This is a genomic window from Jiangella endophytica (assembly GCF_003427025.1).
Lineage (GTDB): Bacteria > Actinomycetota > Actinomycetes > Jiangellales > Jiangellaceae > Jiangella > Jiangella endophytica.
On sequence record NZ_QVAI01000002.1, the window covers coordinates 513269 to 535861 of the forward strand.

Here is a 22593-nt window from a genome sequence, read left to right on the forward strand (position 1 = left end):
CGATGTCGCCAGCACCGAACCGCCCGCTGACCGTCCTGACCGTCTGCGGGGTCGGCATGGGCAGCAGCCTGATCCTCAAGATGAACGCCGAGAAGGCGCTGGCGTCGCTCGGCGTCGAGGCGAAGGTCGAGCACACCGACGTCTCGTCGGCGCGCGGCATGAAGGCCGACGTCGCCATCGCGCAGGGCCTGCACGCCGACGACCTCGGCTCGGTCGCGCCGGTGGTACTCGCCATCAGCAACTTCATGGACGTCGAGGGTTTGCGCCGGCAGCTGGAGGAGGCGCTGCGCGAGCAGGGCTGGCTGTCGTGACCGAGCCGGTGATCGACGCCATCGTCGACGTGCGCGCCGACGACTGGCGCGGCGCGGTGCACGCGGCCTGCGCGCCGCTGGTGGGCGTGGGCGCACTGGAGCCGCGCTACCCGGAGCGCTGCATCGCGATCGCCGAGGACCACGGCCCGTACATGGTGCTGGCGCCGGGCATCGCGCTGGCGCACGCCCGCCCGGAGGACGGCGCGCTGCGGCTGTGCCTGGCGGCGGCCGTCCTGGCGGCGCCGGTCGAGTTCGGCCACGACCAGAACGACCCGGTCGACGTCGTGCTGGCCTTCGCCTCGCCGGACGACGCCGCGCACCTGGTGCTGCTGCGGAACCTCGCCGAGCACCTGCTGGCCGGCCTCGCCGACCAGTTGCGCCTGGCGCCTGACCGCGCCACCGCGGTGCGCGCGCTGAGCGCCGTCCGCTAGCGCGTCCATCCCGCCTCGGCCCAGGCCTGCTCCTGCTTCAGCAGGCATCCATGCCGAGGGAAGCGGGAGCACGCATGCTCAACGTGATCATTTCCGGCTCGGCGGGGCGGCGTCGTCACTCCTCGATCGCGCCGCCGATGGCGCGCAGATGGGCGCGGAAGGTGTGGTCCGGCTCGTCGCGGCGGCGGGCCAGGTAGTCGCCGAACCGGAGCTGGTCGCGCAGGGTCGTGCCGCCGCGGACGAGCTCGGCCTGCCGCCGCTCGGTGTCGCGGATCGCCGCGGCCAGGTCGGTCAGCTCGGCCGCTCGGTCGGCGGCCACCACGACCACGCCGTCGTCGTCGGCCAGAACGGCGTCGTCGCGGGTGACCTCGAAGCCGGCCGCCTCGGCGCGCGACAACCCGCCGTCGGCCGGGCGCGGGTCCAGCCGCCGCGGCCCGGTGGGCAGGGCTCCGAGGCTGAACACCGGCAGCCCGATGGCGCGGATGTCGGCGGTGTCGCGGTGCAGGCCCCAGATGACGACGCCGGACAGCCCGGCCGCCCGCGCCTCGAGCACCGCGAGGTCGCCGACGCACGCCTCGTCGCGGCGGCCGCCGTTGTCGACCACCAGCACGTCGCCCGGCCCGGCCGACTCGTACACCTCCAGGAACACGTCGACGCTGCCGACGTGGACGCACGGCAGCGCCCGCCCGGCCGCCCGCGTCCCCGCGACGACCGGCGGGAGCGCGGCGCATCGCACCGGCACGCCCGCCCGCAGGCAGGCGTCGGCCAGGTGCGCGGTGGTCAGGTTCTCGAACATGGCCACACCCTAGGGGCTAGGGGGCTAGGGGCTACTCGGTCGTGGGCAGCCAGACCCGCATTGTCGACGGGCCGCGGGACGCCCAGGAGTGGTACGGCACGAGCCGGATGCGGGCCGGTGTCGTAGCCGTGCCGGCGTCGGCGTCGGGAGCGTACGGCCAGCCGCGGTCGTCGTCGGAGACCAGCGCCCCGGCGGCGAGGCTCGCGCCGTCGCCGCCGGGGGAGATCGGGGCCGACGGGTCCACCCGGACGGCGTCGACGTCGCGGCCGGCGGGCAGGTCGGTGGACTCCGCGCACAGCACCAGCGGGCCGCGCTCGGCGGCGACGGTGCCGCGCAACGCGTCGATGCGCGGGTCGGCGCGCACCCACCGCGGCTGCATGGGCAGCTCCAGGCGCACCTCGTCGCCGACGGCGAACGCGCTGGTCACCGACGCGACGCCCGGACGGGCCGGTCGACGGGTGCCGTCCGGCCCGACCAGCACCGCGCCGTCGCCGGCCCACGCCGGCACTCGCACCGACAGCGTCCACGGCCGCGCCGAGGTCTCGGTGACCCGCAGGACGACGGCGCCGTCGTCGGGGTACCCGGTGCGCATCTCGAATCCCGCCGGCCGGTCGTCGGCCAGCCGCGTCGACACCTCGGCGTCGGCGTACTGGTGCACCTGCAGGCCGTCGTCGTCGGAGGTGACGAGGTACGCGGCCAGGCTGGCGAACGTGCGGGCCAGGTTGTTCGGGCAGCAGGACACGTCGAACCACGGCGCCCGGATGCTCGACTCCGCCCGCGGGTGGTGCCGGTCCGTCGCTGGGAGGGCGCCGACGCGGCGGCGGTGCAGCGTGTTGACGTAGAAGAAGGACCGGCCGTCGTCGGCGGGCGACGTGGCGACCACGTTGTACAGCGTCCGCTCGGCGAGGTCCGCGTACCGCACGTCGCCGGTGGCCAGCAGCAGCCGCCAGCTCAGCTGCACCGACGCCACCGCGGCGCACGTCTCGGAGTATGCGCGGTCCGGCGGTAGCACGAAGTCGTCGCCGAACGCCTCGTCCATGTGCCGCGCGCCCATGCCGCCGGTGACGTACGTGCGCCGCGCGACGGTCGCTGCCCACTGCCGTTCGATCGCCGCCAGCAGTTCGTCGTCGCCGGTCTCGACCGCGACGTCGACGGCGCCCGAGGCCAGGTACAGCGCCCGGACCGCGTGCCCGTGGAAGACCTCCGTGGCGCGGATCGGCACGTCGTCCTGGAAGTAGGCGCGGCCGAACTCGACGTCGGCGAGCGTGCCGTGGCCGCGGCGGTCGACGAACAGCTTCGCCTGGTCGAGGTAGCGCCGCTCGCCGGTGGCCCGGTACAGCTCGACCAGCGCCATCTCGATCACCGGGTGCCCGCAGACACCCTGGTTGCCGTCCGGTCCGAACGTCGCGCAGATGTGGTCGGCGGCCCGGATCGCGACGTCGGCCAGCGGGCCGTCCACGCCGGTGCGCAGCAGCGCGACGCCGGCCTGGATGAGATGGCCGTAGCAGTACAGCTCGTGGCCCCACTCGAGGTCGGAGTACCGCCCGCCCTGGCCGTCGTGGCCGAACGCGGTGCTGAGGTAGCCGTCGGGCTCCTGCGCCCGCTCGATCACCTTGGACAGCTCGTCGATCGACGCGGCGGCGAACTCGTCGCCGGTACGCGCGACCTCCCAGGCCATCCCCTCGATCAGCTTGTACACGTCGGAGTCGGAGAACTCGCGGCCGCGGCGGTCCCGGCCCACCCGGCCCTCGACGACGGCGGCGAAGTTGTCGATCCAGCCGACCCGACGCTCCCAGCTCAGGTTGTGCTCCAGCGTGGCGGCGGCGTTGACGGACTGCCGGTGGCCCCAGAAGCCCCCGGTGATGCGCACCTCGCGCAGTCCGAGCGGGCGCAGGCGGCCGATGCTCGGCACCACGGGCCGGCCGCCGGTGTCGTCGCGGGTTCCGGCATCGGCGGTCAGGTCGGCGGGCACGATGCATTCACCTCCAGGAGGGGTCGGTGGGACGGCGGGACGGGGAGAGCGGCCGAGGTGCGCCGCTCATCCCTTCAGTGCTCCGGACATGAAGCCGCGCACGTAGTGCCGTTGCAGGAGGACGAACAGGAGCAGGCAGGGCAGCGCCATGATCACGACGCCGGCCTGGGTGGCGCCGAAGTCGACGGCGCCCATGGTCTGCTGCCGCAGCGTGGCGATGGCCAGCGACAGCGGATAGCGCGAGCTGTCGTTGATCATGAACAGCGGCGCGATGAAGTCGTTCCAGGCGTGCAGGAACGCGAACAGCCCGACGGTGATCATGCCCGGCCACACCGCGAACACCAGCACCCGGCGCAGTACGCCGAACGTGCCGCAGCCGTCCACCAGCGCGGACTCCTCGATCTCGCGCGGCACGGCCTCGAACGAGATACGCATCATGAACATCGAGAACGGCAGCTGGTACAGCGTCAGCACCAGCGCCAGGCCGAACAGCGAGTTCCGCAGCCCCAGCTCGCCCATCAGCACCCACAGCGGCACCAGCAGCGTCGCGTACGGGACCATGAGGATCGCGATGATCAGCAGGAACAGGAGGTCGCGGCCGGGGAACCGGAACCGGGCGAACGCGTAACCGCCCAGCAGCGACAGTCCCAGCGTGAACACGACGGTGAGGATCGAGACGTACGCGCTGTTCCACAGGTACGTGGGCAGCCCGGCGTCGTACTCGGTCAGCGTCCGGTAGTTGTTGAGGCCGTAGCCGTCCTGCTGCGCCGTCGCGCCGTGCGGCGACACCGACGCGACCGTCGTCCAGATCAGCGGGACGAGGAACATGATCGCCAGCCCGCCGCCGAACACCCAGAACGACGTGCGGCCGATGGCCTGTCGCAGTCTCATCGTCGCCCCTCAGTCGTCCGCGCCACGGCGCAGGTAACGGAACTGGGCGATGTTGATGACCAGGAGGACGAGTAGCACGACGACGGACAGCGCGGCCGCCGAGCCGAGGTCGAACCGGCGGAACGCCTCCCGGTAGATCATCATCACCACGGTGGTGGTGGAGTTGTCCGGACCGCCGTTGGTCAGGATGAAGAACTGGTCGAACGCCAGCAGCGACCCGGTGATCGAGATGATCAGGCACAGCGCGATCGACGGGCGCAGCAGCGGCAGCGTGATGCGGAAGAACGACTGCACCTTGCTGGCGCCGTCGACCCGGGCGGCCTCGTAGACCTCGGTCGGGATCGACTGCAGGCCGACCATCAGGATCAGCATGAAGAACCCGGCGAACTTCCAGACGACGAGGATGATCGACGAGAACAGCGCCATGTTCGGCGTCCCGATCCAGCGGATCGGCTCGTCGGTGATGCCCAGCCACTGCAGCAGCGGGTCGATCGGGCCGATCTGCGGGCTGTAGAAGCCCCAGAACAGCAGCGACGCCGACGCCAGGCCGAGCGACACCGGCAGGAAGTAGGCCGTGCGCAGGAACCCGACGCCGCGGCGGCGCTCCTGCACCAGCAGCGCCATCCCCATCGAGAGGACCAGCAGCACCACCACGACGATGACGGTGTACTTCAGCGTGAACCCGACCGCCGGCCAGAACAGCCGGTCGTCGGCGATGCCGGCGTAGTTGTCCGGCAGGTTGAGGCCCTGGCCGCCCTTGAGCAGCGGCCACTCGCTGGCCGACATCCGGCCCACCAGGAGCAGTGGCACCACGAACAGCAGCAAGACGAAGATCGCGGCGGGTGCGGCGTACATCGCTCCCTGGAAGGTCCGGGTGCGCCACCACGCCCGGGAGCTCGGGGGCTGGTGCGCCGGCGGAGCCGCGGGCTCGCGCAGGACTGGGCTGGCCAAGCGTCGGGTCCTTCCTCTGGCCGGGTGCTGACGGGACGGGTGCCGGTGGGGCCGCGGGGTGCGACCCCACCGGAGCCGGTCAGCTCTGCAACGACGCGTCGACCGCCTCGTTGTCCTGTTCCAGCGTCGAGCCGTCGCCGAAGACGTAGTTGCGCACCAGCGGCAGCCACGGGCCCTGCGGGTCGTTGAACGTCTCGCCGAAGCGCATCGAGTACGGCGTCCGGCCGACGCCCGCGACCTCGTTGATGGTCACCAGGCGCGGGTCCTGGTCGGAGTACTCGTTCGACGCGAGGTCGGTGCGGGCGACGACGTCGCGGTTCTGCGCCAGCACCTCGACCTGCGCCTCGTCGCCGAGCGTCCAGGCGATGAAGTTCCAGGCCGCGTCCGGGACCTCGCTGTTGCTGGAGATGCCCACGGCGTCGCCGCCGACGAACGTCGACTCGCCGCCGTCGACACCCGGGATCGGCGCGACGCCGGTCTCGAACGTGTCGGGCATGAGGCCGAGCGTCGTGGACGGCATCGGCATGACGCCGATGTTGCCCTCGGGGAAGACGCCGGTCCACGTCGGGCCGGCCTCGTCCTGGGTGCCAGGCGCGACGATGTCGTCGTCGACCAGGCCCTTCCACACGTCGTAGACGGCCTGCGCCTCGGGTTCGGCGAGGAACGACTCGGTGCCGTCCTCGTTCATCACGTCGGCGCCCGACGCCCAGATGCTCGGCCACCAGGTGAACACGAAGCAGCCGCCGCAGTTGCCGCCGAAGAACGTCCCGTTGACGTCGCCGCCGAGGGCGTCGATGGCCCGGGCGTGGTCGGCGAACTCCTGCAAGGTGGTGGGCGGCGCCTCGGGGTCGAGACCAGCCTGCTCGTAGAGGCTCTTGTTGTAGAAGAGCACCGACAGGTCCATTGTGTGCGGCACGACGTACTTGGCACCGTCGAGTGTGCCGACCTCGATGTGCGACTGCGCGAGGTCGTCGGCGAACGGCAGCGCGTCGATGCGGTCGGTGATGTCGAGGTACGCGCCGGCGGTGGTGAACTGCGGCACGAACACCACGTCGAGGCTGAGCACGTCGGGCAGCTCGCCGGCGCCGGCCGCCGTGCCGACCCGCGGCAGGTAGTCGTCGGTCGGGATGACCGTCAGCTCGACCTGGTTCTCATGGCTGGCGTTGTAGGCGTCGACGAGGCGCTGGGACTGCGCCTCGGTGGCCGCCCGGGTCCACATGGTGATGGTGCTGCCGTCGTCGACGCCCTCGGCCAGCGATTCCGGCGAGGAGCTGCCGTCGCCGTCGCCGCCGGCGGTGCCGGTGTCATCGTCACCGCCGCAGGCGCTCATCACGAGCGCCAGCACAGCAGCGGTCACGGCCGTCGTCGCCCGTGTCCTGGTACTACGTCGCATCGTCCGTCTCCCCGGTGGGACCGAATCTGGGTGGGATGCCTCCGTTGTCGGCACCGGGAACGAAAGTGCCGAAAAGGCTTTCTGTGACCGTAGGAGGTCGATTCGGCGGCGTCAACCCTCTGTGGCGTGGGAATTCTCGAAACACGGCGAGACGAAGAAATCGATCACGAAAGTCGCTCTATCCGATTTCGGGGTGCTCGGGTACAGTGAACCGAAACGTTCGTCTACGGAGGCTTCCCCCAGCATGAACAACGCCGTGCCGTCGTCGGCCTCGCGCAAGGTGACGTTGAACGACGTCGCCCGCCTGGCCGGCGTCTCGGTCGCCACCGCGTCCAAGGCACTCAACGGTCGCAAGCAGGTGCGCGCCGAGACCCGCGCGCGTGTCGTCGAGGCGGCCGAGCAACTTTCGTTCTCACCGAACGAGCTGGCCCGCAGCCTGCTGGCCGACCGCACCGGCACGGTCGGGCTGCTCACGAACGACCTCGAGGGCCGGTTCTCCATCCCGATCCTCATGGGGGCCGAGGACGCTTTCGGCGCCGACAGCGTGGCGGTCTTCCTGTGCGACGCCCGGGGCGACGCCATCCGCGAGAAGCACCACGTCCATGCACTGCTCAGCCGTCGGGTCGACGGCCTCATCGTGGTGGGCAGCCGCACCGACCCGCGGCCGTCGCTGGGCCGCGAGCTGCCGGTCCCGGTCGTCTACGCCTACGCGCCGTCGGAGGACCCGGACGACCTCTCCATCGTGGTCGACAACGTCGGCGCCGGCCGCAGCGCCGTCGACCACCTCGTCTCCACCGGGCGCTCCCGCATCGCCCACATCAGCGGCGACCCCACCTACGGCGCCTCGCAGGAACGCGCCCAGGGCGCGCTCGCCGCGCTCGCCGATCACGGTCTCGAGCTGGTCGGCGAGGCCAGGTTCGGGTCGTGGACCGAGAGCTGGGGCCGCGCGGCGGCGTCCATGCTGCTCGGCCAGCACCCCGAGCTCGACGCGATCCTCTGCGGCAGCGACCAGGTGGCCCGCGGCGTCATGGACGCGCTGCGGGAACACGGCCGCACCGTGCCCGACGACGTCGCGGTCATGGGCTTCGACAACTGGGAGATCTTCACCAGTGGCGCCCGTCCGGCCCTGACCAGCGTCGACATGAACTTCGAACGGCTCGGACGGGTGGCGGCGCAACGTCTGTTCGCCGCCATCGACGGCGAGCCACGGTCCGGGGTCGAGGCGCTGGACACCCGGGTGGTGATCCGCGGCTCGACCGTCCCCGGGTGAGCTCGTGCGGCGCCCGGTCCGGATGTCCGCCCGGCGGAAGTGTGAACGCTAACAACGCCTCCGCCGGTGTCACGCAGTGTTCGTTCCAGGGCCGGCCACTCGGCCGGCTCCAGGCTCCAACGACGGAGAGGTTCGACATGAGCACACGACACGTCAGACCGCGGCTCGTCCTGGCCGCCCTCGGCCTGGTGGCCCTCGGCCTCGCCGGCTCGGCCACGGCCGCGGTGGCCGACGAGGAGGAGGGTGTCGACCTGTCGGTCGTCATCGACGACCTGACGCCGCCCGGCCAGCTCACCCTCACGGTCGCGCCGAACGACGGCGTCGTCCTGACCGAGGACGGCTCCGACGACACCGCCCGGCAGTTCACCGGCACGCTCCCGACGGTGACGGTGAGCGACACCCGCACGCCCGAGGAGATCCCGGACGGGGCGTTCTGGGCCGTCGTCGGCCAGGCCGGCGACTTCGCCGGCGGCGACAACACCATCGGTGCGGACCACCTCGGCTGGCGGCCGGAGCTGCTGACGCCGTCGCCCACCGGCAACGTCGCCGAGGGCGAGCCGGTCTCCGGCGTCATCCCCGACGGCAGCGGCGCACCCGCGGTCGGCCTCGTCGGCCAGGAGCTGCTGATCTCGACGTTCAGCGCCGAGGAGGAGACCGGTAGCTGGGACGTCACCGCCGAGCTGGCCCTGCGCACGCCGACGGACGTCGAGCCGGGCGAGTACCACTCGGTGCTGACCCTGTCGCTGTTCGACCAGTAGCGCCATGAGCGGCCTCTCCCGCGTGGTGCCGCTGACGCTCGTGGCCGCGGTGCTCGCCGTGGCCGGGCAGCTCGCCCCGGCGATCGCCGCCGACGCCCCGGTCACCTGGTCGGTGCGGCCGGCGGACGAGACCGGCCCGGACGGCCGGCGGATCATCGACGTCGTGCTCGAGCCGGGCCGGCGGGCCGTCGAGCACGTCGCGGTGACCAATCACTCGGCGGTCGCGGTGACGTTCTCGATCAGCGCCAACGACGGTTACCTCACCGAGCGCGGCAGTTTCGACATGCTGCCGTCCGGCACACCGCCGACGGACGGTGGCGCGTGGCTCGCGGTCCCGGAGCAGGCCACGGTCGGCGCCGGTGAGTCGGTCGTCCTGCCGGTGGAGGTCGCCGTGCCGGAGACCGCCGAGCCAGGCGACCACCCGGCCGGCATCGCGGCGTCGATCCTGTCCGCCGGGTCCGAGGTGGCGGTCGAGAGCCGGGTCGGCGTGCGGGTGAACCTCACCGTCGCGGGCGAGGCCGTGGCCGCGCTGGACGCGCACATCACCGACGTCTCGTACGAGCCGTCGTGGAACCCGTTCGCGCCGGGAGACCTGGTCGTGCACTACGAGGCGGTCAACACCGGCACGGTCGGCCTCACCGCGGCCGGCAGTGCCGCCGCGGGCACCGTCCTGGGTGACACCCCGGCGACGGACGGCGGCGAGCCGCGCGAGCTGCTGCCCGGCGGGCGCATCGAGCAGACGGTGCGGGTGCCCGGTGTCTGGCCGCTCGGGCCGGTGCGGGCGGACCTCACCGTCGAGCCGCGGGTGCGTGACGGGTCGTCGGTGCTCGTGCCACCCGCGGTGGTGGCCCTGAGCGCCACCGCGTGGGCGCTGCCGCTGGCTCAGCTGCTCCTGGTGCTGCTCGTCGTCCTGCTCGTGCTCGTCCTGCGGCGGCTGTCGCGGCAGCGACGGGACCGGCTGCGGCGGCTGCTGGACCAGGCCCGGGCCGAAGGCGCCGCCGAGGCCCGGACGCAGGACCGGCAGTCCGTGACCGACGTCCACCGACACCCCGTGAAGAGGTGATCCGCTGACCCTTGCCGACCGCCGCGCTGCGGCTCGAAACGTGACCGGGACGCGTTGTTAGCGTTCACATTTCCTGGTTCCCCGATGGAGAGGACACGGTGATGTCGGGACGAACATTCAGACGAGCCATCGCGACCGCGACCAGCGGCGTGATGGCCTGCGGCGGCCTGGTGCTGTTACCGGGCGCCGCCTACGCGGATACGCACGTACTGCCGGGCAACGAGAGCGATGTCGGCCTCTACACGGACGGCCTGACCGACACGATGGACATCGGCGACCCCACGTTCCTCAATGCCGACCAGGTGGAGGCCGCGCTCGAGCCCGGCGTGCCGTACACCGCGGGCAACATGCACCAGTCGATCTTCGAGAAGGACCTCGCGGCCGGCGGGACCGACTACTACCTCGACCGGATCCTCGGCGTCCGCGGGACCAGCGGCAACAACGTCCTGCAGACCCGAGGCCGCACGTTGTACATGCGCGGCAACAGCAACTTCGGCGTCATGGGGTTCGCCGGCAGCGCGTACGCCGGCGGTCCGAACAACCTGGGCAACTTCTACACCGTCACGGTGCCCGGCCAGACCGTCGCCGAGGTGGGCGCCGAGCGGTTCAACGCGCCCAGCCACGCACGCGGCCAGTACACCGTCGGCACGACCGGGGTCGTCGCCGAGCAGACCAGACTGATCACCTACGACAACGTCGCGGTCACCGCCCTCAGATTCCGCAACCCGGGCGCCGCTCCCGTCACGTTCACCGTCCGCGCCGCCGCACCGCTCGCGACCACGTCGACCGACGCTCCCGACGAGCTGACCGGCACCCGGACGCTGACCAGCGGCGCCAACAACGGCCTGATCGACACCCCGTGGTCGCGGGTGACCGTCGGGCTCAAGGCCGCTGGTTTCACGCGAAACGGCACCAACCTCGATCGCGAGGTGACCGTTCCCGCGGGCGGGTCGGTCGACCTGTCCGTGGTCGGCGTGCTCTACTCCGCCAGCCTTACTGACTCGCTGACCAGCTTCCGCGAGTACGCGGAGCAGGCGCCGACCGAGGCCACCCGCAGCGCGATCACCGAGTTCAACCGGCGCTGGGCGGCCGACATCCCCTACATCGACGTGCCGAACGCGGCCGTCGAGAAGGCGATCGTCTACCGCTGGTGGGGCGAGCGCTACAACAGCCTCGACGCGAACGAGCCGGGCTACGTCTATCAGTACCCGACCACGATCGAGGGCGTGAACCTGTACCAGAACGCCGTCGCGCTCACGCAGCCGATGCACCTGCAGGACACGAAGTGGATCCGCAACCCGTACCTCGCCTACGGGCAGATCATGAACATCGGCGAGCTGTCCGGCTCGTCGGCGTTCCTCGACAGCCCCGGCCACACCAGCTGGAACAACCACTACTCGCAGTACCTCGGCACCGCGGGCCTGGAGGCGTACAACGTCCACGGCGGCGGTGCGGCCGTCGCGGAGCGGTTCGCCCGTTACTTCGAGGGTGACGGCGTCGGCCAACTGGAGCACTACGACGGCAACGGTGACGGGCTGATCGCCTACGACACCAACTACATGCCGGGCAACGACGCCGACGCGATCAGCTTCGGCTACCCGAAGACGAACGCCGGGGCGCCGGGCGCGCGGACGATCGAGCGGCCGGAGTCGGCGTACGTGTGGGGCGCGTTCGACGCGGCGCGGCAGCTGTACGAGCTGGCCGGCGTCGACCCGGCGAAGGTCGCGGAGGTCGGCGAGCAGGCCGACGAGATCCGTGCCGCGATCCTCGGCCGGCTGTGGAGCGAGGAGACGCGGATGTTCCTCGCCGGCACCTCGCACGGCGCGCGCTCGGGCGGCACGCAGAACCCGTTGACCGAGGCCGAGCGGGACCTCATCCCGGCGAAGGAGTCGAACCTCTACGACGTGTACGCGGAGAACCTCATCCCGTTCGAGGACCACGAGACCTACGTCGACGGCTTCCGGTTCCTGCGCTACGGCGACAACTTCCCGATCTTCCCGTTCTACACGGCCAACCAGTACGACCGGTCGAAGTTCGCGATCGGCGGCTCGAACAACTTCTCCAACATCAACTTCACCGTGCAGTACCGCGCCGTCCGCTCGGCGCTGCGGCACTACGACCCGGAGCAGAAGTACGTCACGCCGGAGTACGCCGCGCGGCTGCTGGACTGGATGGCGTGGAGCATCTACCCCGGCGGCGACGTGAGGGTCGCCAACCAGGCCGAGTACTACTCGAACTGGAACCCGGCCACGCGCACGTACAACCGCAACAACCCGAACCACGTGATGCTCGGCAACATGAACTACATCTACGTCGAGGACATGGGCGGCATCCAGCCGCGCTCCGACGACGTGATCGAGCTGTGGCCGGTCGACCTCGGCTACGACCACTTCATGGTCGACAACCTGCGTTACCACGGCAAGGACGTCACGATCGTGTGGGACGAGGACGGTTCGTCCTACGGTCTCGGCGCGGGCTACAGCCTGTTCGTCGACGGCGAGCGGAAGGCCACCGCCGACGCTCTCGGCCGGTTCGTCTACGACCCGAACACCAACGAGGTCGTGGAGGCCGACGAAGGCCTGGACGTCACGGTCGTCGCCGAGGAGGGCAGCGCGCTGCCCTCCGCCGTCGACACCGTGATCGACGACGAGCGGGTCGCGTCGTACCTGCGCACCGCCGGCATCGACCTCGACGAGGACGCGCCGAACCTGGCCGTCGGCGCCGAGCTGTCGTCGTCGTTCACCCAGCAGGGCGCCCGGCCGACGCCGTGGCGGCAGTTCCACACGCCCGGCTGGAGCACCGGTTCGATGAACTACACGCCGGGCGCGATCACCACGACGGAGCGCCCGGTCGCGCTGGCCGCGGTCACCGACGGCAGCACCGTCAACGAGCCGTACTGGGGCAACTACGGCACCACCGAGCCCGGCGGCTACGTCGAGCTGGACCTGGGCGAGCCGGTGCGGTTCGACAACGTCAAGGTGTGGTTCGTCAGCGACCGCCAGGCCGGCGGCTACCGCGAGCCGCAGCGTTACACGATCCAAGTGCCCGACGGCGACGGCGGCTGGGTCACCGTCCCGGACACGTTCAAGTCGCCGAAGATCCCCGGCGCCAAGTTCAACGAGGCGCTGTTCGACACCGTCACGACCGACCGCGTGCGAGTGGCGTTCACCAACACGCCGTCGTTCGCCACGGCCATCTCGGAGATCCAGGTCTTCGACTCCGGTCGCGAGGTGCCCGACGTCGTCAACGACCCGCCGTCGGTGACCGTCACCGTCGACCGGTCCCGTGACGGCAACCTGTCCACGACGCTGGCCGGCGCGATCACCGACGACGGCATCCCGGACACCGGCGAGCTCACCTACGGCTGGTCGGCGGTGTCGAAGCCGGACGGCGCGGGCGTCATCTTCGCGGCGCCGAATGCCCTGACCACACAGGTCACCGGCACTGTCGCAGGAACCTACGTCTTCCGGCTGACGGCGTCGGACGGTGAGCTGACCACGCAGCGCGACGTCGAGGTGGCGCTCACCGAGAAGGCCTCGTCGGCCGAGTTCGGCGCGCTGGCGGCCATCACCACCAGCGGCAGCGCGTCGTGGGAGAACCCGCTGCGCGTCAACGAGCCCACCACGCCGGCCAGCTCCAATCCCGGCGCCGGCAACGGCTGGGGCACCTGGGGCCAGCCGAACAACGGCACGTCCCCGTCGACCGCGGCCTGGCTGCGGTACTCGTGGGACTCGCCGGTGCTGATCGGGTCGACCGACATCTACTGGTACGACGACAACGGGGGCACCCGCATGCCGCGGGCCGACACCTACGTCGTCGAGCAGTCGGCGGACGGCCAGACGTGGACACCCGTCACGCTCACCGGCGGCTCCACGTACGCCGGCGCGCTCACCCGCAACGCGTACAACCGCCTCGACTTCGAGCCGGTGACCACCAGCCACCTGCGCATCCGCATCACCGGCGTGCAGGGCACCGGCGCCGGGACGGGCGTGCTGCGGTGGCGGGTCAACGGCGACACCGTGAGCCAGGTGGCCAGCCCGGTCATCATGCGCACGGTGGTCGGCGAGGTGCCGGAGCTGCCGGCCCGGCTGGACGTCGAGTACGCCAGCGGGCCACGCGGCACGCTGCCGTTCACCTGGCAGCCGATCACGGCGGACATGGTCGACGAGACCAACGTCGAGCCGTTCGTCGTCTACGGCACGAACACGACGTACGGCCTGATCGCCGAGGCACGGATCTACGTGCGGCCGGAGAACTCGCAGGGCGGCATCTCGATCCAGGGCGCCCAGCACTTCGAGCAGTCCGTCGCCGTGGGCGAACTGCCGCACCTGCCGACTCGCGTCGAGGTGTCGTACAACGACGGCTCGCGCGACAACCAGGCGATCGGCGTCGACTGGGACTTCGACGAGTCCGTCGTGGACACCCCCGGCGTCTACGTGATCCAGGGCGACCTGATCCTGCCCGACTACGTGAGCGAGGCGGGCACCACGTCCACGACGCTCACGCTGACGGTCGGCGACGGTGTGGCCCCGGTGGACGTGTCGGTGACGACCGAGGTGCGCTGCCTCGGACGGCGGGCGTTCATCGCCGTGCGGGCGACGAACGACGACACCGTCCCGCTCGACATCACCCTCGCGACGGCGTACGGGTCGCGGTCGCTGTCCGGCATCCAGCCGGGCGCCGCCGCGTACCAGATGTTCGCCACCCGGGTGGGCGACCTGCCCGCCGGCGAGGTGACGGTCACCGCCGCCACCGCCGACGACAGCCGGCGGTCGCAGACCGTGGACGACTACCCGGCACTCGCCTGCGGGTCGTAGCCGCACGCGGGCACGGCTGAGGAGGGGTGGTGGGTGCGGAGCCGGCGTCAAGAGCGCCCGCGGCATGCTTCACCGCCGCGTAGCGGAGCCGGCGCAGTACCCACCACCCCCTCCGCTCCCCAGGGACCCGGAAAGCTCGACGTCAGGAGACTCCCATGACCACGATCAGACGCGGCGGGCCGGCCGCCGTCGCCGCCGTGCTCGCCGCCGGCCTGCTCGGCCCGGTCGCCCCGGCGGCCGCCGCGGACCCCGTCACGATCACCAGCACCGAGAACCCGATCCTCGGTGACGGCAGCTACTACTCGGCCGACCCCGCACCCCTGGTGGTGCCGGCCGGGACGCCGGGCAACGACACCGGCGCGGACCAGCTCTACATCTACACCGGCCACGACGAGGCCGGACCCACCCGCAACGACTTCATCATGAACGAGTGGGGCGCGTTCGTGACGTCGGACGTCGACGCCGGCGAGTGGACCCACCACCCGTCGCTCATGCGCCCGGAGCAGGTCTTCACCTGGGCGACGCCCGGCCGCGCCTATGCCGGGCAGGTCGTGCGCGGCGTCGACGGCCGCTACTACTGGTACGTCCCGGTGAACGAGGCGGCCAGCCCGGCCAGCGACAAGTTCGGCATCGGCGTCGCCGTCTCGGACACGCCGACCGGGCCGTGGACCGACCACGTCGGCGCACCGATCATCTCGCAGCGGGTGCCGGCGGCGAACACCATCCACAACATCGACCCGACGATCCTCATCGACGGCGAGGCGCCGAACCAGCGCGTCTACGTCTACTGGGGCAGCTTCGGCAACCTGCGCATGCTGGAGCTGGCGCAGGACATGAAGACGCCGATCGGCTCGGTGCGCACCGTCACCGGCCTGACCGGCTTCTTCGAGGCCGCGTGGATCTTCGAGCGGGGCGGCACCTACTACCTCGCCTATGCCGGCAACAACGCCGGGCCGACGTCGGCCTGCACGCCGGCGAACTACCATGCGTGCATCGCCTACGGCACCGCGACGTCGCCGGCCGGGCCGTGGACGTACCGCGGCACGATCCTGCCGCCGGTGTCGTCGACGACCAGCCACCCGGGCATCGTCGAGTTCGACGGGGAATGGTGGCTGGCCTACCACACCGCCGACGCCGTGGGCGGCAACCACTTCCGCCGCTCGGTGGCCATCGACCGGGTCGAGTGGGACGACACGCAGTCGCCGCCGCGGATCAAGCCGGTCGTGACGACGCCGCCGAAGGTCGAGGACGTCACGCCGCGGGCCAACGTCGCCCAGGAGGCCACCGTCACGGTCTCGAACACCCCGGTGCCGACGCAGTACTGGGTGAAGGCGCTCAACGACGAGATCGTCCGGCCCAACCCGCTGCCGCCGGACATGTGGGGCACGTGGACCGGCAACAACCCGCCGCAGCAGTGGGTCCAGTACACCTGGGACCGGCCGATGCGGCTGGCCGGTTCGCAGATCGAGTTCTGGAACGACCAACCACAGGGCACCGGCGTCGGTGTCGCGGCGCCCGCGTCGTGGCGGATCCAGTACTGGGACGGCGGCGCCTGGCGCGACGTGCCGAATCCCAGCGGCTACGGCACCGCCACGAACGGCTTCCAGGACACCACGTTCGACCCGGTCACGACGACGCAGGTGCGGGCGGTCCTCGACGCCTCGACCAACGGCAGCACGTACTCGGCCGTCGCGGTCGAGGAGTGGAAGATGCTGGCGGAGCAGCCGGCGTCCGTCGCGCCGCCGCCGATCACCGTCGAGACCGGTGAGACGGAGCTGCCCGGCACCGTGCCGGTGACGTTCCGGTCGTCCGGCGAGACGCTGCAGATCCCGGCGTTCTGGGACGCGCTGGGCCCCGAGGACGTCGCGGCGCCGGGCACCCTCACCGTCGAGGGCTCGGTGCTCGGCTACGCCGGTGGGCGCGTCACGGCCCAGGTGACCGTCATCGACCCCGGCGACACCGAGGGCGACGAGACCGCGCCGTCGGTCACCCTGACCCCGAGCGGCAGCGCCGGCAGTGCCGGGTGGTTCCGCTCCGACGTGCGGGTGCGGATCGCCGGCGCCGACGACCGCGGCGGCCGGGTCACCATCGAGTCGGCGGTCGACGGCGGCGCACCCGTGGTCGCGGAGCCGGTGCGCTACACCGACATCACGGTGACCGGCGACGGCGAGCACACCGTCGTCGCGCGCGTCACCGACCGGGCCGGCAACACGTCGCAGGACGCGCGCCTCGCGGTCCGGATCGACCGCGCCGCCCCGGTCAGCACCGGCACCGTCGACGAGGCGGCCCGGACGGTGACGGTCACCGCGGCCGACGCGACGTCCGGCGTCGCGGAGGTCGAGTACGCCATCGGCGCGGGCGGGGAGTGGCGGCCGTACGACGGTCCCGTCGCCGCCCCTGACACGCAGCGGCACCAGGTGTTCTTCCGGGCCACCGACGCCGCGGGCAACGTCGAGACGGCGAAGTCCGCCGTCATCGCGGCGGACATCTCCGGGCCGCTGACCGGCAACGTCGCGCCGCTCGGCACGGCGACCGCGTCGTACACGGCCGGCTGGAACGCCGTCACCGCGCTCAACGACGGCCTCGACCCGGCCGGCCCGAGCCAGGCACAGATCTGGGGCACGTGGTCGGGCACGCGGCCGGCCGGCCAGTGGATCCAGTACACGTGGTCGCGGCCGATCCGGCTCACCGGTGCCGAGATCAAGTTCTGGCGCGACCAGCCGAAGGGGACCGGCGACGGCGTGGCCGAGCCGGACGCATGGGTGCTGCAGTACTGGGACGGCGCGGCCTGGCGCGACGTCGCGGACCCGTCCGGCTACGGCACGAGCTCGACGGCGTTCAACACCGTCACGTTCGCGCCGGTCACCACCGACCGGCTGCGCGCGACCATCGCCGCGAACGGCAACGGCACGACGTTCTCCGCGGTCGCGGCGACGGAGTGGCGGGTGTTCGCCGACGACCCGGGCGTGCGCCCCGCGGTTCCGGTGACGGTCGAGGCCGAGCCCCGCTGCCTGGGCCGCACGGGCTTCGTCGCCGTGCGCGTGACCAACGACCACGACGGTCCCGTCGACGTGCGCGTCGAGACCGCTTACGGCACCCGCACGTTCCGCGACGTCGCACCGGGACAGGCCGCCTACCAGTCGTTCGCCGCGCGCACGGCCCAGGTTCCCGCGGGCGAGGTCACGGTGCGGACCACCGGAACCGTCGACGGTGAGGAGGTGACGTCGGAGGCCGTCGCCGCGTACCAGGCCGCGACCTGCGGCTGACATCCCACCAACCCCACCCAGTTGATCTTGGAGTTCTGCGGGTATCTATCGGACATTTCGCCCCGCAAGGGCGAACAACTCCAAGATCAACTGGGTGGGGGCGGGCCGACGGTGAGGGGGAGCGCGCCGCCGTGGTGGAGGCGGACGTCGTCGGGGGCGCCGTCGGCGAGCCGCAGGTCCGGCAGCTCGCGGGCGACGGCCTCGAGCATGAGTCGGGCCTCCAGGCGGCCCAGGGAGGCGCCCAGGCAGAAGTGGCTCCCGTAGCCGAACGCGATGTGGCCGGCGACGTCGGTGCGGTGGACGTCGAACGCGTCGGGGTGGGAGAAGACCTCGGGGTCGCGGTTCGCGCCCCACAGCGACAGGCCGACCCGCTCGAACGCGGGGATCGTGCCGCCGGCGAGGTCGAGCTCGCGGAACGTGAACCGGGGCGGCACGATCTCGACCGGCCCGCGGTAGCGCAGCGTCTCCTCGACGACCGCGCTCGCCAGCGACGGGTCGCCGCGTAGGTCGCGCCACTGCTCCGGATGTGTGAGCAGCAGGCGCAGCGCGTTGGTGATGACGTCGACGGTGGTCTCCTGGCCGGCGATCAGCAGCAGCTGCACCATCGCGACCAGTTCGTCGCGGTCCAGCGCGTCGCCGTCGGCCTCCAGCGCGACGAGCCCCGACAGCAGGTCGTCGCGTGGCTCGGCTCGGCGCCTGGCCGCCAGCTCGTCGATGTACGCGGCGAACGCCAGCGTGGCCGAGCCGTCGTAGTCCGACGCGGAGACGATCGTCGCCGACCAGTCGCGGAACCGCGCGCGGTCCTCGTCCGGGACGCCGACCAGCTGGGCGATGACGTTGACCGGCAACGGGTCGGCCAGGTCGGTGACGGCGTCGAACCGGCCCAGCCGGCGGACGTGCGCGACGAGGTCGGCCGCGACGCCGGCGATCCAGCCCTCCAGCCGGGCCACCGTGCGGGCCGTGAACGCGGTGCTGACCAGCCGCCGCAGCCGGGTGTGGTCGGGCGGGTCCAGCGCGATGAGCTGGCGCGACGAGATCCGCTCGGTCTCGCTCGGCGGGTACGGCGACGGCGAGAGGTCCGGCTCCTGGTGCCGGTGCACCTCGTGGCCGATGTCCGGATGCTGCAGGCCCTCGAGCACGTCGGCGTGCCGCGCGACGATCCAGAACCGGTTGCCGGCGGGGTCGTACTGCGGGACGGGGCCGCCGGCCGCCCGCACCCGCGCGTAGAACGCGTACGGGTCGCGCCGGGTCTCGGGCTCCCACAGCTCCATCGGCCTGAAGTCGTCGGTCAAGAGTCCCGCCCTCCGGTGCGGTGGTGACCCGCCGGCCGGCCCAGGACCGGCCGGCGGGTCGCGTCGAACGTCAGACTGCCAGCTCGGTCCGCGCGTTCGCGGCGGCCGAGACGACCGTGTCCTTCTGCTCGTCGGTCAATAGGCCCTTCGCGACGAAGTCCTCGGCGGTCCGGGCGACCGTCGAGACGAACGCGCCGTGGTTCTTGAACGGCGCGTTGTCCCACACGACGTCCAGGAAGGTCAGGCCGTCGGTGCCCGGCTGCGGGATGCCGGTGACCGGGACGTCATAGCTCGGCAGGCCGTCGTTGCGCTTCACGTTCGGGACGCCGGTGTCGACACCGCCGAACACGATCGACGGCTCCACCCGGCGGAAGTACGCCGAGTGCGCCTGGGTGTCGCCGACGTACCACGGGCGCAGGTTGAACCCCTGCGTCGTGAACAGCTGGTCGCCCGCCGGGCTGGTGCCCGCCGCGGTGATCGCCGTGCGCGAGTAGTCGCCGTCCAGCTTGAGGTGCGAGTACAGCGTCAGCTCGCGGTACGTGCCGCCGCCGGGGTTGCCGAGGATCGGCAGGAGCAGCGGGCCCCACATGATCGACTGGGTGTCCGGCCGGTCGATGGCCCGCTCGACCCGGATCCCGAACGGCATCGCGATGTCGACGACGTCGCCCGGCCGCCAGGTGCGGCGCAGCGTCGCGTAGGTGCCCGGGACCGGCGGCTGCATCGGCGCCGGCCGGCCGTTGACGCGGACCGTGAAGCCGTTCGTCGCCCAGTCCGGGACGCGCAGCTTCAGGTCGAACAGGCCGCCGCCGCTCTGGATCGTGATCCGGGTGCCCTGCTCGCGCGGGAACGCCGTCTCCTGCGAGACCACCAGGCCCTTGTCGGCCCACGTCAGCGTCGACGGCACGAACAGGTTGACCCACAGCGCCGAGCCGTCGGCGGACTTGAAGTACACCGTGTCCTGGTACTTCGTGTGGTTCTCCACGCCGGTGCCGCCGCAGCAGGTGCCCGAGTTGCCGTACGAGCGGTTCGCGCCCGGCGTCAGCGGCTGGAAGTAGGTGACCTGCGGGTTGCTCGTCGTGGTCGTGTCGGCCCGCGAGCCGGCGATCTGGTTGAAGATCGCCCGCTCGTAGTAGTCCATGTACTTCGGGTCCTGCGTGTGGAAGAACAGGTTCCGGGCCAGCTTCGACACGTTGTAGATCGAGCAGGTCTCGGCGCCGCCCTGGGCGATCGCGTTGGCGATGTTGTCCCGGTTCTGGAACATCTCGATGTTGTTGTTCGAGCCCGGGTAGTTGCCGCCGGTGCCGCCGTGGCTGAACATGCGATGCGGGACGATCCAGCCGAAGAAGTGCTCCGCCGCGTCGAAGTAGTCCTGATCGCCGGTCTGCTCGAAGATCCGCAGGTAGCCGGTGAAGTTCGGCACGTGCATGTTGACGTGCAGCCGCGCCGGCCGGCGGCGGCCGATCTCGCCGGGGTTGGTCACCACCAGGATGTCGCGGTCCTCGACGGCCGCGTCGAAGAGCGACTCGCGGTTGTCGAAGCACTTGGCGGTCTCGAGGTGCTTGGAGTCGCCGGTCAGCGCGTAGAGCTCCGGGAAGATCTCGTTGGCGCCGCCGAACTCGCCGGCGATGTAGGTGTCCCACATGTAATTCAGGTCGCTGCGGGTGATCGGACCGGTGTACTGCGGGTGGTTCTTGTCGCCGACGGTCAGCGCGAGGTGCGCCCAGTTCGCCATCTTCGTGACGACGTCGAGCGCGGTCTGGTTGCCGGCCAGGTAGTAGGCGTCCAGCAGGCCGCGCATGATCTTGTGCTGGGTGTACCAGGGCGCCCAGACGTTGGTCTCGAGGTTGCTGCCGTAGACGGCGAAGCGCGGCGGCGCCAGGCGGATGACGGCGTCCTCCGGGATCGCGCCCAGGTAACCGGGGTAGACCGGCTTCCAGAGCGGCTGGTCGCCACTGGGCACCGGCACGATGCCCGCGGCGCGGCCGTTCGGCGAGGCGTCGAGCAGCGAGGCGCCGTCGGCCTCGTCGGCCCGGTACCAGGCGATGTTGCCGCCGCCGGTGGTGCCCGCCGCGGAGCTCTGCAGCGACTGGAGCTCGGCCACGCTCAGCGCGCGGTCGAAGATGTGGAACTCGTCGATGCTGCCGTTGAGCATCGGGTCGCCGTACTGCGAGCGGCCGATCCAGACGTTGCCGGGCACGCCCAGGGACGTCGGGTTGAGCGTCATGGTGGTGTTCGTGCCGGCCACGGCTCCGTTGACGTACAGCGTGCCGACGGTGCCGGCGAGGGTCACGGCGAGGTGCACCCACTGGCCGGTCGGGATCTGGGCCGTGCCGTTGATCTGCTGCTCGCCGCCGCTGCCGCTCACCGTGATGGCGAAACGGGGCAGGTTGCCGCTGGCGCGGGCGGTCAGGAACATGTTGGCGGTGGTGCCGGTGCCGAAGTCGAAGACCCGGCTCCAGCTCTGCGCCGCGGCGAGGTTGACCCAGGTCGCGACTGTGAAGTCGGTGAGCTGCGAGACCGCCTCCTGGGGCAGCCGCACGTACTGGGCGTTGCTGTCGCCGTTGAGCCGCAGGGCGTTGCCGAAGCGGCCCGGCACGCGGCCGATGACCGGCTCCTCGGGCTCCTCCGGCTCCTCGCCCGGGTCGCCCATGCGCGCGGTGATGGCGGCCTGGCACGCGGCGAGCTCGGTGACCATCCAGTCCAGCTTGGTCTTGAAGACCTGCTCGCCGCCGTCGGCGTAGGCCTGGGCGAGGGCGCTCAGATAGTGGCCGGCCCAGTGCCCGCTCAGCAGGCCGCCGTTCTCCCAGCCGCCGGGGTTGGACACGCCGGCGGGGTTCGGCCGGCCGGCCTGGTTGTTGAAGAGCACGAGGAAGCGCCGCTCGTCGAACGTCTGCAGGAACGCCTTCATCCGGTCGCGCTTCTCCTGCAGCAGACCCGATCCCAGGTGGACGTCGTTCGGACTGAACGGCCGCACCGGGGTGTTGCTGCCGGCGCCGACGTACGGCGCCCCGCCCGTCGCGGCGGCGGCCGCGCCGTTGGACTGGGTCGCCGCGGCGGCAGCGGGGACGGCCGTCGGTGCGGCGACCATGGCCGCGCCGATGGCGGAGGCGCGCACGAACGTGCGGCGGCTCAGGCCTGGCTTCTCGATTGTCATGCTCGGTCTTCCCTTCATTGCGAGATCGGCAGTGGACGGGATCCGTGAACACCCTGGTCAGCGGGTGTTAACGGTAACAATGTGCGGCGGTCGTCCCCCTGTCTCGCACCGTTGCCCGGGTGCGGCGGGTGGATGGTGGTGGGTGCCCGATGCGACGGCCGCTGCGGCAGGCGTCGATGAGTCGGTAAGTACTATGCCACATTTGACATGAAATGTGGCGGGTGTCTC

At 71.6% G+C, this 22593-nt stretch carries 14 protein-coding genes; 7 read left to right on the forward strand and 7 right to left on the reverse strand.

Features of this window, described 5'->3' with window-relative positions:
- The first annotated feature begins 2 nt into the window (after positions 1–2).
- On the forward strand, positions 3–311 hold the full coding sequence (locus DZA62_RS06735; RefSeq protein WP_116948165.1) for a PTS sugar transporter subunit IIB: 309 nt from the start codon (positions 3–5) through the stop codon (positions 309–311).
- Positions 308–742 carry a PTS sugar transporter subunit IIA gene (locus DZA62_RS06740; protein ID WP_157987525.1) on the forward strand — a complete coding sequence of 145 codons (435 nt, stop codon included), beginning with the start codon at positions 308–310 and terminating at the stop codon, positions 740–742. Before DZA62_RS06735 ends, DZA62_RS06740 begins: the two co-directional genes overlap by 4 nt.
- A 115-nt stretch (positions 743–857) precedes the next feature.
- Here the strand turns inward: DZA62_RS06740 and DZA62_RS06745 are convergent, their stop codons facing one another.
- The 5 genes from DZA62_RS06745 to DZA62_RS06765 form a co-directional block, all read right to left on the reverse strand.
- A complete protein-coding gene (locus DZA62_RS06745; protein ID WP_116948166.1) occupies positions 858–1538 on the reverse strand; it encodes an RraA family protein in 681 nt (226 codons plus the stop codon).
- A 31-nt stretch (positions 1539–1569) separates the two neighbouring features.
- The gene (locus tag DZA62_RS06750; RefSeq protein ID WP_198663479.1) at positions 1570–3510 is read right to left on the reverse strand and encodes a glycoside hydrolase family 127 protein; all 1941 of its coding nucleotides are present in this window, start codon (positions 3508–3510) and stop codon (positions 1570–1572) included.
- Positions 3511–3576: 66 nt separating this feature from the next.
- Complete coding sequence (locus DZA62_RS06755) at positions 3577–4401, reverse strand: carbohydrate ABC transporter permease (protein ID WP_116948083.1); 825 nt, start codon at positions 4399–4401, stop codon at positions 3577–3579.
- A 9-nt stretch (positions 4402–4410) separates the two neighbouring features.
- Positions 4411–5352, reverse strand: a complete 942-nt coding sequence (locus DZA62_RS06760; protein WP_198663480.1) for a carbohydrate ABC transporter permease — start codon at positions 5350–5352, stop codon at positions 4411–4413.
- A gap of 79 nt (positions 5353–5431) precedes the next feature.
- Positions 5432–6745, reverse strand: a complete 1314-nt coding sequence (locus tag DZA62_RS06765; protein ID WP_116948085.1) for an ABC transporter substrate-binding protein — start codon at positions 6743–6745, stop codon at positions 5432–5434.
- A 244-nt stretch (positions 6746–6989) separates the two neighbouring features.
- On the opposite strand from DZA62_RS06765, the gene DZA62_RS06770 reads away from it, so the two are divergent.
- From DZA62_RS06770 to DZA62_RS06790, 5 genes are all read left to right on the forward strand, one after another.
- Positions 6990–8015, forward strand: coding sequence for a LacI family DNA-binding transcriptional regulator (locus tag DZA62_RS06770; RefSeq protein ID WP_116948086.1), 1026 nt, complete (start codon positions 6990–6992; stop codon positions 8013–8015).
- Positions 8016–8152: 137 nt separating this feature from the next.
- Complete coding sequence (locus tag DZA62_RS06775) at positions 8153–8773, forward strand: hypothetical protein (protein ID WP_116948087.1); 621 nt, start codon at positions 8153–8155, stop codon at positions 8771–8773.
- A gap of 4 nt (positions 8774–8777) precedes the next feature.
- Entirely contained in the window at positions 8778–9836 is a 1059-nt protein-coding gene (locus DZA62_RS06780; RefSeq protein WP_116948088.1) for a hypothetical protein, read from the forward strand.
- 101 nt (positions 9837–9937) lie between these two features.
- Positions 9938–14653: an Ig-like domain-containing protein gene (locus DZA62_RS06785; RefSeq protein WP_198663481.1), complete on the forward strand. Its 4716-nt coding sequence runs from the start codon at positions 9938–9940 to the stop codon at positions 14651–14653.
- 155 nt (positions 14654–14808) lie between these two features.
- Positions 14809–17919 (forward strand): family 43 glycosylhydrolase, encoded by a 3111-nt coding sequence (locus tag DZA62_RS06790; RefSeq protein ID WP_116948090.1) that lies wholly within the window; start codon positions 14809–14811, stop codon positions 17917–17919.
- A gap of 86 nt (positions 17920–18005) precedes the next feature.
- Here DZA62_RS06790 and DZA62_RS06795 read toward each other — a convergent pair whose 3' ends face one another.
- Both DZA62_RS06795 and DZA62_RS06800 read right to left on the reverse strand, forming a co-directional pair.
- Entirely contained in the window at positions 18006–19211 is a 1206-nt protein-coding gene (locus DZA62_RS06795) for a cytochrome P450 (RefSeq protein ID WP_157987526.1), read from the reverse strand.
- Positions 19212–19281: 70 nt separating this feature from the next.
- Complete coding sequence (locus DZA62_RS06800) at positions 19282–22365, reverse strand: beta-L-arabinofuranosidase domain-containing protein (RefSeq protein WP_116948092.1); 3084 nt, start codon at positions 22363–22365, stop codon at positions 19282–19284.
- Between the last annotated feature and the right edge of the window lie 228 nt (positions 22366–22593).